11 protein-coding genes are annotated in these 16089 nt (G+C 72.9%); 8 read left to right on the top strand and 3 right to left on the bottom strand.

What is annotated here, in order from left to right; translation table 11 throughout:
* Nucleotides 1-124 precede the first annotated feature (124 nt).
* The 6 genes from miaA (at nt 125) to hflX (ending at nt 8423) form a co-directional block, all read left to right on the top strand.
* Nucleotides 125-1063 (top strand): tRNA (adenosine(37)-N6)-dimethylallyltransferase MiaA, encoded by a 939-nt coding sequence (gene miaA, locus ACFXG1_RS25860; RefSeq protein WP_384719500.1) that lies wholly within the window; start codon nt 125-127, stop codon nt 1061-1063.
* A gap of 105 nt (nt 1064-1168) precedes the next feature.
* Nucleotides 1169-1609 (top strand): hypothetical protein, encoded by a 441-nt coding sequence (locus ACFXG1_RS25855; protein WP_384719506.1) that lies wholly within the window; start codon nt 1169-1171, stop codon nt 1607-1609.
* Nucleotides 1610-1721: 112 nt separating this feature from the next.
* Nucleotides 1722-2675, top strand: coding sequence for a diaminopimelate epimerase (gene dapF / locus ACFXG1_RS25850; RefSeq protein ID WP_384719502.1), 954 nt, complete (start codon nt 1722-1724; stop codon nt 2673-2675).
* A 151-nt stretch (nt 2676-2826) separates the two neighbouring features.
* Nucleotides 2827-4992 carry a RelA/SpoT family protein gene (locus tag ACFXG1_RS25845; protein WP_384744723.1) on the top strand — a complete coding sequence of 722 codons (2166 nt, stop codon included), beginning with the start codon at nt 2827-2829 and terminating at the stop codon, nt 4990-4992.
* Between the two features lie 64 nt (nt 4993-5056).
* The gene (locus tag ACFXG1_RS25840) at nt 5057-6709 is read left to right on the top strand and encodes a M1 family metallopeptidase (protein WP_384720101.1); all 1653 of its coding nucleotides are present in this window, start codon (nt 5057-5059) and stop codon (nt 6707-6709) included.
* A 223-nt stretch (nt 6710-6932) separates the two neighbouring features.
* Nucleotides 6933-8423 carry a GTPase HflX gene (gene hflX / locus ACFXG1_RS25835; RefSeq protein WP_384720103.1) on the top strand — a complete coding sequence of 497 codons (1491 nt, stop codon included), beginning with the start codon at nt 6933-6935 and terminating at the stop codon, nt 8421-8423.
* A gap of 106 nt (nt 8424-8529) precedes the next feature.
* On the opposite strand, the gene ACFXG1_RS25830 is transcribed toward hflX, so the two are convergent.
* Nucleotides 8530-9819 carry a hypothetical protein gene (locus tag ACFXG1_RS25830; RefSeq protein ID WP_384744721.1) on the bottom strand — a complete coding sequence of 430 codons (1290 nt, stop codon included), beginning with the start codon at nt 9817-9819 and terminating at the stop codon, nt 8530-8532.
* Between the two features lie 284 nt (nt 9820-10103).
* The gene (locus tag ACFXG1_RS25825; RefSeq protein ID WP_384723986.1) at nt 10104-11270 is read right to left on the bottom strand and encodes a trypsin-like serine peptidase; all 1167 of its coding nucleotides are present in this window, start codon (nt 11268-11270) and stop codon (nt 10104-10106) included.
* A 406-nt stretch (nt 11271-11676) separates the two neighbouring features.
* Here ACFXG1_RS25825 and ACFXG1_RS25820 point away from each other — a divergent pair, with 406 nt between their 5' ends.
* Nucleotides 11677-13656, top strand: coding sequence for an ATP-dependent DNA helicase (locus ACFXG1_RS25820; RefSeq protein ID WP_384716244.1), 1980 nt, complete (start codon nt 11677-11679; stop codon nt 13654-13656).
* Between the two features lie 198 nt (nt 13657-13854).
* On the opposite strand, the gene lexA is transcribed toward ACFXG1_RS25820, so the two are convergent.
* Nucleotides 13855-14643, bottom strand: coding sequence for a transcriptional repressor LexA (gene lexA / locus ACFXG1_RS25815; protein WP_384716247.1), 789 nt, complete (start codon nt 14641-14643; stop codon nt 13855-13857).
* Nucleotides 14644-15557: 914 nt separating this feature from the next.
* Here lexA and nrdR point away from each other — a divergent pair.
* Entirely contained in the window at nt 15558-16061 is a 504-nt protein-coding gene (gene nrdR / locus ACFXG1_RS25810) for a transcriptional regulator NrdR (protein ID WP_384716251.1), read from the top strand.
* Nucleotides 16062-16089 lie beyond the last annotated feature (28 nt).

Genomic DNA, 16089 nt, shown 5'->3' with positions numbered 1-16089 from the left:
GCCCCGGGGGAGCCCCCGGGGCCGCGGAACGGTGTGCGCGACTCCGCAACAGGAACGAAGCCCCCGCCGCCCCGTCACCTCGCCCGATCGGGGACACCCCCGCCGGGTTTGGGAGACTGGGACGGTGAGTAGCGCAGCCCCCGCCCCGCGGGTCATCGCCGTCGTCGGTCCCACCGCGGCCGGAAAGTCCGATCTGGGTGTCTTCCTCGCCCGTGAACTGGGCGGTGAGGTCGTCAACGCCGACTCCATGCAGCTCTACCGGGGGATGGACATCGGCACCGCCAAGCTGACGGTCGAGGAGCGCGGCGGCGTCCCCCACCATCTGCTCGACATCTGGGACGTCACCGAGGCCGCGAGCGTCGCCGAGTACCAGCGGCGCGCCAGGGCCGAGATCGACCGGCTCCTCGCCGCAGGCCGTACCCCCGTCCTCGTCGGCGGGTCCGGGCTCTATGTGCGCGGCGCCGTCGACGCCCTGGAGTTCCCCGGCACCGACCCGGCGATCCGCGCCCGCCTGGAGGACGAGCTGACGGAGAACGGACCCGGGATCCTGCACGCCCGGCTCGCCGCCGCCGACCCCGAGGCGGCCCGGGCGATCCTCCCCGGCAACGGCCGCCGTATCGTCCGCGCCCTCGAAGTGATCGAGATCACGGGCAAGCCCTTCACGGCCAATCTCCCCCGCCACGAGTCGGTCTACGACACCGTGCAGATCGGTGTCGACGTCGCCCGGCCAGAACTGGACGAGCGCATCGCCCGCCGGGTCGACGTGATGTGGGAGGCCGGTTTCGTCGACGAGGTACGGGAGCTTGAGGGGCGGGGGCTGCGGGAGGGACTGACCGCGTCGCGCGCCCTCGGCTACCAGCAGATCCTCGCCGCCCTCGCGGGAGAGTGCACCGACCAGGAGGCGCGCGACGTGACCGTACGCGCCACCAAACGCTTCGCGCGCCGTCAGGATTCATGGTTCAGGAAGGACCCCCGGGTGCATTGGCTCAGTGGAGCGGCGGCGGACCGCGGGGAACTTCCGCGGCGGGCGCTGGCGTTGATCGAACGAGCGGTTACAGCCTGATCACGTGATGGCATCGGGACGCCATGCCCGTCATCCAGACACCTCCGGCCGTGCCATCATCGAGCATCGATCGACGTGGAGTCCGAGTTGGGAGGGCGCGTGGCGATGGAGGCCGGCCCTCACGACACCGAGCAGCAGCCACGTGATGTCGTCGACGGCGCACCCGGGCTCAGCCCCGACGGTCCGGACGACCAGGAGATCGTCACGGACGAGGTCGAGGTCGAACTGCGTCCCGCGCGCAGACTGCGGATCTGGCAGCTCGCGCCCATCGTCGTCCTGGCCGCCGTCGGATCGCTGATGTTCGCCTTCCCGCTCGCCTTCGGTACCGGCGAGGCGGGCGCCGTGGTCGCCATGCTGGGCCTGCTGCTCAGCTGCTGCGCGGCCGGCTGGGGCGTGATGGCGGCCCGCCGGGTCGGGTACACCTGGCCCGGCCTGCCGTCCCGGGGCTCCGGCGAGCGCCCGGACTGGCGGGTCCTCGCGCTCTACGTCGGTGTTGCGGCCCTGGCGGTCGCCCTGGCGGTCTGGCGGGTCGCCCGGCTCCGCTGAGCCGCCCGGTGGCCAGTCCCACCCGGGTACCGCCCGGATCCCACGCGGCGTACGGGCCCGGCCCGGCCGACGACCCCGTCCGGGACCCGGTCGACGCCGCCTTCCTCGTACGATGGACGGCGTGAGCACCGCACAGCCTTCGCGCCCCCCGCGGGAGACCGCGCGCCCGGCCGCGCCGATCGCCTTCCTCAAGGGGCACGGCACCGAGAACGACTTCGTGATCGTCCCGGACCCGGACAACGCCCTCGATCTGACCCCGGCGGCCGTGGCCCGGCTCTGCGACCGGCGGGCCGGGATCGGCGGCGACGGCGTCCTGCACGTGGTCCGGTCCGCCGCCCACCCCGAGGCGCGCCACCTCGCCGGGGCGGCCGAATGGTTCATGGACTACCGCAACGCGGACGGCTCCGTCGCCGAGATGTGCGGCAACGGCGTACGGGTCTTCGCCCGCTACCTCCAGCACGCGGGCCACACCGGGGCCGGTGAGCTGGCCGTGGCCACCCGGGGCGGCGTCAAGACCGTCCATATCGCCAAGGGCACCCCGGAGGACCCCGACGGCGGCGAGATCACCGTCCGGATGGGCCGGGCGACCCTGCCAGGGCGGGACGTCACCGTGACCGTCGGCGAACTGAGCTGGCCCGCCCGCAACGTCGACATGGGCAACCCGCACGCCGTCGCCTTCGTCGACGACCTCGACCAGGCGGGCGAACTGCGCACCGCGCCCGCCTACGCCCCCGCCGAGGTCTATCCGCACGGGGTCAATGTGGAGTTCGTCGTCGACCGCGGGGAGCGCCGGCTCGCCATGCGGGTCCACGAACGGGGCTCCGGGGAGACCCGCTCCTGCGGCACGGGCGCCTGCGCCGTCGCCGTGGCGGCGGCCCGCCGGGACGGCGCCGACCCGGCGGAGACCGGGGTGCCCGCCACGTACACCGTCGAACTGCCGGGCGGACGGCTGGTGATCACGGAGCGGCCGGACGGGGAGATCGAGATGACGGGCCCCGCCGTGATCGTCGCTGAGGGTTACATCGGACCTGCCCTGCTCGTACGCTCCGAAACCACCGGCGCATAGAGCTTCGCTCGAACGGGTGATCCGGTTCACGCTGGGCGAGAGCCGGACTGCTCCACGCGGTGGGCTCGGTAGCATCAAGCACCGGCCCCGGGGGCACGAACGCTCCGCCGACCGCCGGGCGTTGCGTATCGATTCCGCGCGGAGGTGCCCCATGAGTGCAGAGGCCGCCAACCCTGGTGCCCACAGCCGTCGACGCGGCCGGTCCCGGATCGACCTCCGCCGGCTGGGGCGCGCGGCACTCCAGGGGCCCGCCGCCCGGCACCGGCTGCCCGACGCCATCGGGCACGTCGCCGACGTCCACCGGGCCCACCACCCCGACGCCGATCTCGCGCCGCTGCACCGGGCGTACGTCCTCGCGGAGTCCTCCCACCGGGGACAGTTCCGCAAGAGCGGCGAGCCGTACATCACCCATCCGCTGGCCGTCACCCTGATCCTGGCCGAACTCGGCGCGGAGACCACGACTCTGACGGCGTCCCTGCTCCACGACACCGTCGAGGACACCGATGTGACGCTCGACCAGGTGGAGCGGGAGTTCGGCGCCGAGGTGGCGTACATCGTCGACGGGGTCACCAAGCTGGAGAAGGTCGACTACGGCGCGGCGGCCGAGCCCGAGACGTTCCGGAAGATGCTCGTCGCCACCGGCGACGACGTCCGGGTGATGTCGATCAAGCTCGCCGACCGGCTGCACAACATGCGCACCCTCGGGGTGATGCGCCCCGAGAAGCAGGTCCGGATCGCCAAGGTCACCCTGGACGTCCTCATCCCCCTCGCCGAACGGCTCGGGGTCCAGGCGCTCAAGACCGAGCTGGAGGACCTGGTCTTCGCGATCCTCCACCCCGCCGAGTACGAGCGGACCCGGGCCCTGATCGCGGAGAACTCCGCCGCCCGGGCCGTACTCGACGCGGTCGCCGAGAGATTCCGGGCCGTGCTGCGGGACTCCGGTATCGCCGCCGAGGTCCATATCCGGCCGCGCCACTTCGTCTCCGTCCACCGGTTCGCCGCCAAACGGGGCGAACTGCGCGGCACGGACTTCGGACGGCTCCTCGTCCTGGTCGGCGAGGACGCCGACTGCTACGGCGTACTCGGTGAGCTGCACACCTGTTTCACCCCGGTGGTCTCCGAGTTCAAGGACTTCATCGCCGCCCCCAAGTTCAACCTGTACCAGTCGCTGCACACGGCCGTCGCGGGCCCGGACGGCACGGTCGCCGAAGTCCTCATCCGTACGCATCAGATGCACCGGGTCGCCGAGGCCGGGGTGATCGCCCTCGGCAATCCGTACGCCCCCGCCGAGTCCGGCGCACAGGACCCCGCCGACCCCGGCGCGCCCGGGGACGGCGGTGACGGCGCCGACGGCGAGCGGGCCGACCCCACCCGCCCCGGCTGGCTCTCCCGCCTCCTCGCCTGGCAGGAGGCCACCCCCGACTCCGACGCCTTCTGGACCTCCTTGCGCGCCGACCTCGCCCAGGACCGGGAGATCGCCGTCTTCCGCGCCGACGGGGGCACCCTCGGCCTGCCCGCCGGGGCGACCTGCGTGGACGCCGCGTACGCCCAGTACGGGCAGCGGGCCCACGCCTGTATCGGCGCCCGGGTCAACGGCCGTCTCGCCGCCCTGGGGACGGTCCTCAAGGACGGCGACACGGTGCAGCTGCTGCTCGTCGACGACGAGGCCAGGGGCGCGTCCAGGGAGGCCGCGTCCGGGCCCTCCCCCGACTGGCTCGACCACGCCCGTACGCCCGCCGCCCGGATCGCCATCACGGCCTGGCTCGACGCCCACCCGGAGGGCGCCGCCCCGCCCGCGGCCACGCCCCGCGGGCCCGTCCCCGTCGCCCCCGGCCTGCCGGGGGGCGCGAACGCGCTGATCGACCTCCCGGGCGCCGAGGTGACCGCGGAGGCGGCGACCGTACGGCTCGCCGGATGCTGTACGCCCGTACCCCCCGACGCGGTCACCGGCTTCCCCGTCCGCGGGGGCGTGGTGACGGTCCACCGCCAGGAGTGTCCCGCCGTGACCCGGATGCGCTCCCTCGACCGGGAGCCCGTCCCGGTGCGCTGGGGCGAGGCCACGGGCTGCCGGGTCACCCTCGTCGCCGAGTCCTTCGGCCGCCCCCGGCTGCTGGCCGATCTCACCGAGGCCATCGCCGCCGAGGGCGCGGCCGTCGTCTCCGCCACCGTGGAACCCCCGAGCCAGCAGCGCGTCCGGCACACGTACACGCTGCGACTGCCCGACGCGACCGGACTGCCGTCGCTGATGCGGGCGATGCGCGGCGTTCCCGGGGTGTACGACGTCAGCCGCACCCAGCATCCGGCGGCCACCGCCTGACCCGTTCGGGGGAACCGACGCGCGCCGCCGCCCGCCCGCACCGGCGCGCTGGTAGCCGTAGCACATGCCGTCCACGCATCTGCCGTCCCTCACCGCCGCCCGGCCGGCCGCCCGGCCCTGCGGGATCCCCCGGGCCGTCCGCGGGCCGCTGCGGGCCGCCGTCCTCGGGGCCGCGTGCGCCGCGCTGGTCGCCGCCGTACTGCCACCGCCCGACCCGGTCGCCCTGGGCATCGGGGACCCCCTCTTCCCGACCCTGGGCAACCCGGGTTACGACGTCGTCGCGTACGACATCGACCTGACCTACCGGGGCAGCAACACCGAGCCGCTGGACGCCGTCACCGTCGTCGACGTCAAGCTCACCGACCGGCTGGAGCGCCTGAACCTGGACTTCACCCACGGCACCGTCGGCTCCGTCGAGGTCGACGGGGAGCCCGCCGGGTTCGCCACCGCCGACGAGGACCTCGTCGTCCGGCCCGAACGCCCCCTCGACCGGGGCAGCCGCGCGCGGATCACCGTCCGGCACACCAGCGACCCGCGGGGCCCCCGCAACGCCGGCGGCTGGATCCGTACCGGCGACGGTCTCGCCATGGCGAACCAGGCCGACGCGGGCCACCGGGTCTTCCCCTCCAACGACCACCCCGCCGACAAGGCGTACTTCACCTTCCGGATCACCGCGCCCGAGGAGCTGACCGCCGTCGCCAACGGGGTGCGCAAGCGGCGTACCGACAACGGCGACACCACCACCTGGGTCTACCGGACCCGGCACCCCATGGCCACCGAACTGGCCCAGGTCTCCATCGGACGGTCGGCCGTCCCGACCCGGGAAGGACCGGGCGGAGTCCCCGTAAGGGACGTCGTCCCCGCCGCCGACCAGGAGAAGCTGGAGCCCTGGCTGCGGAAGACCCCCGCCCAGATGGCGTGGATGGAGAGCCGTGTCGGCCGCTACCCCTTCGAGACGTACGGGGTCCTGATCGCCGACGCCAGGACGGGCTACGAACTGGAGACCCAGACCCTGTCCCTGTTCGAACGGTCCCTGTTCGGCACCGCCTATCCCGAGTGGTACATCGACTCGATCATGGTGCACGAGCTGGCGCACCAGTGGTTCGGCGACAGCGTCACCCCCCGTGCCTGGTCCGATCTGTGGCTGAACGAGGGCCACGCGACCTGGTACGAGTCGCTCTACGCCGAGGAACGCGGCGGCTACACCCTGGAGTACCGGATGCGCGAGGCGTACCGGCGCTCCGACCAGTGGCGGGCGGACGGCGGCCCTCCGGCGGCGCCCGGGCCCCCGGCGCCCGGCCAGAAGATCAGCCTGTTCCGGCCCGTCGTGTACGACGGCGGCGCACTGGTCCTGTACGCGCTGCGCGAGACGATCGGGGCGGACGCCTTCGAACGGCTGGAACGGGCCTGGGTACGGCAGTACCGCGACGGCACGGCGGGCAGCGCCGACTTCGCCCGGCTGGCGTCCCGGATCGCGGGCCGCGACCTGGAGCCCTTCTTCAGGTCCTGGCTGTACGAGGACCGGACACCGCCCATGCCCGGACACCCGGACTGGCGGAGCACGCCCGCGACGACGGCGTCGCCGGCGGTCACGTCGACCGCCGCAGCACAGCCCGCCGCCCCGCAGCCCGCGGCCACCACAGCGGCCACCACGGCGGCGAAACCGGACACCACGGTGGCTACGACGGCGGCTACGACGGCGGCGAAACCGGGGTGACGGGCCCGACTACGGCGTGCGACCATCGACCTGTCGTCGACACCGCGTCGCCCCGACGGACCGGAACAGGTATCCGGACCGGCGGACCGGGGAATCATCCGGGAGCGTCACGCGTTGTGATCGACGAAGGCCGTGCCGGAGGAGGTCGTGACGGGCCCCTTCCGGGACGACCCGGGCCCGCTCCCACGAGCCCATGAACTTCTCCCATCGACGTAAGGATCAAATGACCTCCTCTTCATCCCCTTCCCAGGAACAGCAGAGCTCCGCTCAGACGCGCACGGAGAGCCTTCGGGCCGATGCCCTGATGGAAGAGGACGTCGCCTGGAGCCACGAGATCGACGGACAGAGGGACGGCGACCAGCTCGACCGCTCCGAACGCGCCGCCCTACGGCGGGTCGCGGGACTCTCCACCGAACTCGAGGACGTCACCGAGGTCGAGTACCGTCAGCTGCGCCTTGAGCGCGTCGTGCTGGTCGGTGTATGGACCTCCGGGACCGTGCAGGACGCGGAGAACTCCCTCGCGGAGCTGGCCGCGCTCGCCGAGACGGCGGGCGCCATGGTGCTCGACGGCGTCATCCAGCGCCGTGACAAGCCGGACCCGGCCACCTACATCGGCTCGGGCAAGGCCCTGGAGCTGCGGGACATCGTCCTCGAATCCGGCGCGGACACGGTGGTCTGCGACGGTGAGCTGAGCCCCGGCCAGCTGATCCATCTGGAAGACGTCGTCAAGGTCAAGGTGGTCGACCGTACGGCCCTGATCCTCGACATCTTCGCCCAGCACGCCAAGTCGCGGGAGGGCAAGGCGCAGGTCGCCCTCGCCCAGATGCAGTACATGCTGCCGCGGCTGCGCGGCTGGGGACAGTCGCTCTCCCGGCAGATGGGTGGCGGCGGAGGCGGCGGGATGGCGACCCGCGGCCCCGGTGAGACCAAGATCGAGACGGACCGGCGGCGGATCCGCGAGAAGATGGCGAAGATGCGCCGTGAGATCGCGGAGATGAAGACCGGCCGGGAGATCAAGCGGCAGGAGCGCCGGCGCCACAAGGTGCCGTCGGTCGCGATCGCCGGTTACACCAACGCCGGGAAGTCGTCCCTGCTGAACCGGCTCACGGGCGCCGGTGTCCTGGTGGAGAACTCCCTGTTCGCCACCCTGGACCCCACGGTCCGGCGGGCCGAGACCCCGAGCGGGCGGCTCTACACCCTGGCCGACACGGTCGGATTCGTCCGGCATCTGCCGCACCACCTGGTCGAGGCGTTCCGCTCCACCATGGAGGAGGTCGGCGACGCCGATCTCATCCTCCATGTCGTGGACGGCTCGCACCCCGCTCCGGAGGAGCAGCTCGCCGCCGTGCGCGAGGTGATCCGCGATGTCGGCGCGGTCGACGTGCCCGAGATCGTGGTGATCAACAAGGCGGACGCGGCCGATCCGCTGGTGCTCCAGCGGCTGCTGCGGATCGAGCGGCGGGCCATCGCGGTCTCGGCGCGCAGCGGGCAGGGCATCGAGAAGCTGCTCGGGCTGATCGACCTCGAACTGCCCAGGCCCGAGGTCGAGGTCGAGGCCCTGGTGCCGTACACACAGGGCGGTCTGGTGTCCCGGGTCCATGTGGACGGCGAGATCCTCTCCGAGGAGCACACCTCGGAAGGCACGCTCCTCAAGGCGCGGGTCCACGAGGAGCTGGCGTCGGCCCTCGCCCCGTACACGCTGGTCGGCAGCTGAACCACCCCGGCCGCGCCCCGGCCGGAACGCTCACGCGCCCGTCGCCCGCCGTTTCCACGGCGGGCGACGGGCGCGGTCGTCGTTCCGGGCTCCCGCCCCGGGACTCCTATTCCTGGGGCGAGGCCGGTACGGCGGGGTCGGCGGTGGCCGGCGTACTCGACGCGCTCAGGGTCGTGAGGATCCGCTCGGCTTCCTTCCCCAGCCGGGGTCCGGCGAGCCAGACCGGGTCGGCGGGGCCGATCGAGGTGTTGGAGACGAGTACGGGCGTACCGTCGCGGTCAACGAACCAGCCGCCGCCCGACGAACCCCCGGTCATGCTGCACCCCATCCGCCACATCACCGGGTTGTCGGCCTCGAAGGCGAACCGGCCGGGCCGACCGGTGCAGGAGTGCATGAGCGCCCCGTCGTAGGGGCGGGCCGCCGGGTAGCCCCGGACGACGAGGGACTTCACCGTGTGCGGCTGGGCCGCCGCGAAGTCGACGTCGAGCGCGGCGCCGACGGTCTCCTCCAGCGACGCGCCACCCGCCCCGGGCTTCACCCGGACGACCGCGTAGTCGTACGAGGCACCCGTGCCGTCCGACGCGTCCCCGGTACGGATCCACTGGTCGGAGGTGGCCACCCCGTCCGCCCAGTACGAGCCGAACGGCGCCACGTCGGACGGCGCGGCGGACGCCAGCTCACGCCGGGACAGCCCCCGCGAGTTGTAGGCGGGTACGAAGACGACATTGCGGTACCAGCCGCCTTCGGCGCCCGCGTGGACACAGTGCCCGGCGGTCCAGACGAGGTTGGACCTGCCCGGGTTCGCCGGGTCCTTCACCACGGTCGCCGAGCAGACCATCGTGCCCTCGGGGGCGTCGAAGAAGACCTTGCCCGACGTCGCCGCGTACCGCTGGTACGGCGTCCGTTCCGGCCGCGCCGCGACGGCCCTCGGCTCCGGGTCGGAACCGTCCTCGCCCACGGCTTCGCCGCCCGGGCCGACGATCCGGTCCGGGGGCCGGGCGGTGACCATACGGTCGGGCGCCCACAGGTCGTCGATCTCCGGATTGACGAACTCGTCCGGCTCCCGCGGCCAGGTCTCGGGGCTCCAGTCCTGCCAGCCGCCCTCGCGCCACTTCTCCTCGTCGACGGAGCCCCGGGAGGTGTCCCGGGGCCGGGTGGACGTACCGCCGGAGGAACCGGAGGGGCGGCCACCGGCCGTCGCCGACGGGCTCGGCGCGGTCGTGGCCGATGTCGACGGCGACGGCGAGGCACCGCCGACACCGACACCGGTGCCGGCGGTGGGGGACGAGGCGCTGGGCTCGTCGGACGCGCGGTCGTCGCTCTGCCCGCACGCCGCGGTCAGGGCCAGTACCGAGGCCAGACCGACGGCGGTGAGCAGTGGACGTATCGGTCGCATGGGGAACGGATCTCCTGGGTCGTGCGGAAGGGCCCCGGGTGGTTACGGCGCGGGGTGCGGGGGGACGACGGGGGGACGTGCCGGGTCCCGTGCCGGTGCGCGGCACGGGACCCTGAGGGGAGCCGGCGGATGGTCGCCCGAGCGGGCGGGTACGGGCCGTCGCGGTCCGGGAGGCCGAGCGGTACGAACGGTACGAACGGGTCCGCGGTACGAGCTGGGCGGCGTACGAGCTGTGCGGTGTACGCAACGTCCGCCGCGGGGAACCCCGGACCCGGCCGGCCCCGCTACCGCCGGGCGAACTTCTTGCTGACGGCCTCGTACACGCCCTTCGCCTCGGCGCCGAGCCGCGGACCGGCCAGCCATCCCGACGAGACCGGGCCGATCGAGGTGTTGGACACCAGGACGGGCGAGCCGCCGGCGCCCTCGGTGACCCAGCCGCCGCCGGACGAACCGGCGGTCATGGTGCAGCCGATCCGGTACATCGTCGGCTGGTCGGCCTTCACGGAGAGCCGCCCCGGCCGGTCCGCGCACTGGAACATCCGCTGGCCGTCGAAGGGCGGCCCCGCCGGATAGCCGGTCGCCCGCAGCCGGTCGATCTTCGCGGCGGCCGGAGCGGCGAAGTCGACCTCCAGCGCCGAACCGACCGTCTCCTCCAGGGACTTGCCCGCGCCGCCCTTCTCGGGGGTGACATGGACGACGGCGAAGTCGTAGGGCGCGCCCCGGCCACCCGACGTGGCGCCCTGCTCGATCCACTGGTCCGAGGTCTGCGCCCAGTCCGCCCACCACACACCGTGCGGGGCGACCTGCTCCTTGGGTGCGCTCTCCAGCGCCCCGGAGGGCTTCGCCTGGTCGTTGTAGGACGGCACAAAGGCGATATTGCGGTACCAGCCGCCCTTGCTGCCCGCGTGGACGCAGTGCCCGGCGGTCCACAGCAGATTGGACTTGCCCGGGTTCGCCGGGTCCTTGACCACGGTCGCGGAGCAGACCATGGAGCCCTTCGGCCCGTCGAAGAAGACCTTGCCCGCCTCGGGGGCGCCGGAGCGGTACGGGGCGTTCACGGGCTGTGCCGTCACCCGCGCCGGGGTGGGGTCGGTGACCCCCTGGTCACCCGAGATGTCGTTGTCGGTGGGCTGCTCGGGCTTCTCCGCGTCACGCATCCGGTCCGGGTTCCACAGCCCCTCGATGATGGGGTTGATGTAGTCCCTGGCCTCGCGGAGCCAGGTGTCCCGGTCCCAGTTCTTCCATTCGCCGTCGCGCCACTTCTCCAGGTCGATCCCGTGCTCCTTGAGCCGGTCCTTGAGATCGTCCGGGATCAGTCCGTCGACGGGCAGGCTCGTGGGCAGCTTCGGCTCGTCGCCCGCGGTGGTCGCGTCGCCGCCGCAGGCGGTGGCCGTCAGCGCGAGGACGACGGCTATGGAGGCCGCCGCCAGCGTCGGGCGCATGGGTCGCATCTCTGAATCCCCCCTGAACTTCGGTGCATCGGTGCTGCCGGGTCGGTACGCGTCCCGGGCCTGGCAGGCCCGGACACCGCGGCGACCGGCCGCCGTGGCTCGACGGAGCCGCCGCGAACCTTACAAGGTCGCCGCCCACCGGGGGCGGCGGGTCCGGATGAGGAACGCCCGCCCCGGGTCCGCGGCGGCGCCGTCGTCGGTACGTACGGGATACGGGCGGCCGCAGGGACAGTGTTCAGCCCGGTCGCGTGCCGTGGGGGAGCCGTATCCGAGGTGCGACGCAGCTGTTACAGCGCGGCGGCAACCTCTCGGCTCCCGGGGTGGCGATCTCCCCGCTCCACCCCTGCGGGTGGATCCGGCCGGATCGCGGCCCGCTGTCAGTGGCGGCACGTAGGGTGGTCCGCCTATGACGAAGCCATCCCTCCCCGAACTTCTCCATGCCGCCGTCACCGCTGTCGGTGGCGTGGAGCGCCCCGGCCAGATCAGCATGGCCGAGGCCGTCGCCGAGGCCGTCGACGACGGCACCCACCTGATCGTCCAGGCGGGGACCGGCACCGGAAAGTCGCTCGGCTATCTGGTGCCGTCACTGGCCCACGGCGAGCGGGTCGTCATCGCCACCGCCACGCTCGCCCTCCAGCGCCAGCTGGTCGAGCGCGATCTGCCGCGTACCGTCGACGCGCTCCACCCCCTGCTGCGCCGGCGCCCCGAGTTCGCCATGCTCAAGGGGCGGTCGAACTACCTCTGTCTGCACCGGCTGCACGAGGGCGTCCCGCAGGACGACGAGGAAGGGCTCTTCGACCCCTTCGAGGCCGCCGCGCCCAGCAGCAAGCTCGGGCAGGACCTGCTCCGGCTGCGGGACTGGGCCGACGAGACCGAGACCGGGGACCGCGACGCCCTGACACCGGGGGTGTCGGACCGGGCCTGGGGACAGGTGTCCGTCTCGTCGCGGGAGTGCCTCGGGGCGAGCAAGTGCGCTTACGGCGCGGAGTGCTTCGCGGAGACGGCCCGGGAGCGGGCGAAGCTCGCGGAGGTCGTCGTCACCAACCACGCCCTGCTCGCCATCGACGCGATCGAGGGTGCCCCGGTGCTGCCGCCGCACGAGGTGCTGATCATCGACGAGGCCCATGAGCTGGCCTCCCGGGTGACCGGCGCTGCCACCGGCGAGCTGACCCCCGGCCAGGTCAACCGGGCCGTGCGCCGGGCGGCCAAGCTGGTGAACGAGAAGGCCGCCGACGCCCTGCAGACATCCGCCGAGACCTTCGAGCGGGTCATGGAGCTGGCGCTGCCCGGCCGTCTCGAGGAGATCCCCGAGGACCTCGGGTACGCCCTGCTGGCGCTGCGCGACGCGGCCCGTACGGTGATCTCGGCCCTGGGCGCCACCCGGGACAAGTCCGGCCAGTCCGCCCAGGACGAGGACGCCGTACGGAAGCAGGCCCTGGCCTCCGTGGAGAGCGTCCACGACGTGGCCGAGCGCATCACCCAGGGCTCCGAGTACGACGTGGTCTGGTACGAGCGGCACGACCGCTTCGGCGCTTCCGTCCGCGTCGCGCCGATGAAGGTCGCGGGCCTGCTCCGGGAGAAGCTGTTCACCGAGCGGTCGGTGGTGCTGACCTCCGCGACGCTCAAGCTCGGCGGGGACTTCAACGGGGTCGGGGCGTCCCTCGGGCTGCCGCCGGAGGGGACCGAGGGGGACGACGTCCCGCGGTGGAAGGGCCTCGACGTCGGCTCGCCGTTCGACTATCCCAAGCAGGGGATTCTGTACGTCGCGCGCCATCTGGCGACTCCGGGCCGGGAGGGCTCGCGCGGCGACATGATGGACGAACTGACCGAGCTGGTGGAGTCGGCGGGCGGCCGGACCCTGGGTCTGTTCTCCTCGATGCGGGCCGCCCAGGCGGCCGCCGAGGAGCTGCGCGGCCGGATCGATCACCCGATTCTGCTCCAGGGCGAGGAGACACTGGGCGAGCTGATCAAGAACTTCGCGGCCGATCCGGAGACCTGCCTGTTCGGCACGCTCTCCCTCTGGCAGGGCGTCGACGTCCCCGGACCGAGCTGTCAGCTGGTGGTCATGGACCGGATCCCGTTCCCGAGGCCGGACGACCCCCTGATGAGCGCCCGGCAGAAGGCGGTGGAGGAGGACGGCGGGAACGGCTTCATGGCCGTCGCCGCCACCCATGCGGCGCTTCTGATGGCACAGGGCGCGGGGCGGCTGGTACGGGCCACGGGGGACCGGGGTGTGGTGGCGGTGCTCGATCCCCGGCTGGCCACCGCCCGGTACGGAAGCTTCCTCAAGGCGTCGCTGCCGGACTTCTGGTACACCACCGACCGCAATCAGGTACGGCGGTCACTGGCCGCGATCGACGCCGTGGCGAAGGCCGACGGGGCCTGACCGACCGGGTCCGCCGTCCGCCCGGCTCGGGTCCGTCGGCCCGGGGCCGCCCCGCCGGGCGGGCGCCGGTGGGATCCGGTGGTGTCCCGGTCACCGGGCCGCCGTGGAGGCGGCCCGGTGAGACGGCAGGGAAGCGGAAGGAGCAGGGCCCCGGGACCGGCGCAGTGGGTCCCGGGGCCGGTCTGGCCGACGGGTGGGTCACACCCGCCGCAGTACGGCGACGACCTTGCCGAGAATGGTGGCCTCGTCGCCGGGGATCGGCTGGTAGGCGGCGTTGTGGGGGAGCAGCCATACATGGCCGTTCTCCCGCTTGAAGCGCTTGACGGTCGCCTCGCCGTCCAGCATCGCGGCCACGATGTCGCCGTTCTCCGCGACGGGCTGACGGCGGACGGTCACCCAGTCGCCGTCGCAGATCGCGGCCTCGATCATGGAGTCGCCGACGACCTTCAGCACGAAGAGCTCACCGTCGCCGACGAGCTGGCGGGGGAGCGGGAAGACGTCCTCGACGGACTCCTCGGCCAGGATGGGGCCACCGGCGGCGATCCGGCCCACCAGGGGGACGTACGAGGCCGCGGGCTTGCCCGTGGTGTCGGCGGGCTGGGCGCTGGGCTGGTCGGAGCCGCGGACCTCGTACGCCCGGGGGCGGTGCGGGTCGCGGCGGAGGAAGCCCTTGCGCTCCAGGGCCATCAGCTGATGGGCGACGGAGGAGGTGCTGGACAGGCCCACCGCCTGGCCGATCTCGCGCATCGACGGCGGGTATCCGCGTCGCTGCACGGAGTCGCGGATCACCTCGATGACCCGCCGCTGCCGGTCGGTGAGTCCGCTGCTGTCCGCCCTGATCCCTGGAGGTCGGCCGGGCAGAGCGCGCGCGGGCCGGGAGGGCTCCGAGCCCTCCGCGGCCGTGTCCTTCGCGGCGTGCACCGGTTCGAATCGGCTCTGGGGCCGGTCATGGGCGGTGATGATGGCACTGTCTGCGGTGGTGGTCACGTCGGCCCCTCTCGAATGGTCTCCCTGGCTGGACAACGGTAGTTGGTTTCGAAAGGTTGCGCCAAACACACGTTCGAGTGAAAAAACGCTGATGGTCTTACGCGGACATGCGTTTGGGTGTATGAGTCGAGGGGTTCCGGATGATGTCGGGCCAGGCCCCGGTGCGATCACCCGGTATCCCGGTTTCCCGGAATCCCTTTCGTGAATCCCTTTTCCGTTCCGTTCGTATCCCGGTACGGATTACTCCGTCGTTCCGCGTCGTTCCGCGTTGTTCCGTGCCCGCTCCCGCTACCGCCGTCGCCGTCTTTCCCGTCCGTCTTTCCCGTGCGAGCGGGAGTATGCGTTCGGGCGGCCCGCCGGGGCGGCCCTTCGCGGAGTGATCCGGCCGGCCGGGTGTCGTAGGCGAACGGGCGGACCTGGAGCGGAGCCGCCGTACCTCCGGGCCCGCCGTGCCGGGATCCCTCGGGTCCAGTCTCCCATCCGCCGCCCCGGGATTCGATGACGCCGCGCGCGTCCCGTACTCTCGTCACCGGATCCCCGCCGTCACGCGGGGTTCCCACGCGCGGGAGACCACCCGCGCCCCCGCGACGCCCGGTCCGGCCCCTCCGGCGAGCCTCCGCCACCCCGGCGCCGCTCGGCGATTCCATGGCGGACGACCCCGTCGCGGCGCCCTCCGGTGCCGTGGAGTCACCGGTCGTACGCCGTCCGCGACAGTGGGCGGGCCCTGCGACACGCGCTGGGGCGAAAACGCGAGCAAACCCCAGATGTAGTGGTTGGATTGGGGGCACAGCCCACAAGTTGTGGTCCCCGGTGCTCCAAGGTCGGGACCATCGCCTATGCTTGGGCTTGCTCCGAAGGGCTTCGGCAGGTGCGCCGGGGCTGTTCAGTCGTGCCGTGAGGGAGGGTTGGGAACCATGCACTGCCCCTTCTGCAGGCACCCCGACAGCCGGGTCGTCGACAGCCGTACCACCGACGACGGGACGTCCATCCGACGCCGTCGCCAGTGCCCCGACTGCTCCCGTCGCTTCACGACGGTGGAAACCGCGTCACTCATGGTGATCAAGCGCAGTGGCGTGACGGAGCCCTTCAGCCGTACCAAGGTCATCTCCGGAGTGCGCAAGGCGTGCCAGGGACGACCCGTAACCGAGGACGCCCTCGCCCAGCTCGGCCAGCGGGTCGAGGAGGCGGTGCGCGCCACCGGCAGTGCCGAGCTGACCACCCACGACGTGGGTCTGGCCATACTCGGCCCGTTGCAGGAACTCGACCTCGTCGCGTACCTGCGTTTCGCATCCGTCTACCGGGCGTTCGACTCGCTCGAGGACTTCGAGGCCGCGATCGCGGAACTCCGGGTGCGGCGGCCCCCCGCCGCGGAGGACGGGACCACCGAGGTGCCCGTCCCCGCCGGGGCCGCCGACTGAGCGACCGCGCGACCGCGGTCGAGGGCCC

The sequence above is a fragment of the Streptomyces sp. NPDC059248 genome (assembly GCF_042753905.1).
GTDB lineage: Bacteria > Actinomycetota > Actinomycetes > Streptomycetales > Streptomycetaceae > Streptomyces.
This window is presented reverse-complemented; position numbering and strand designations above follow the sequence as displayed.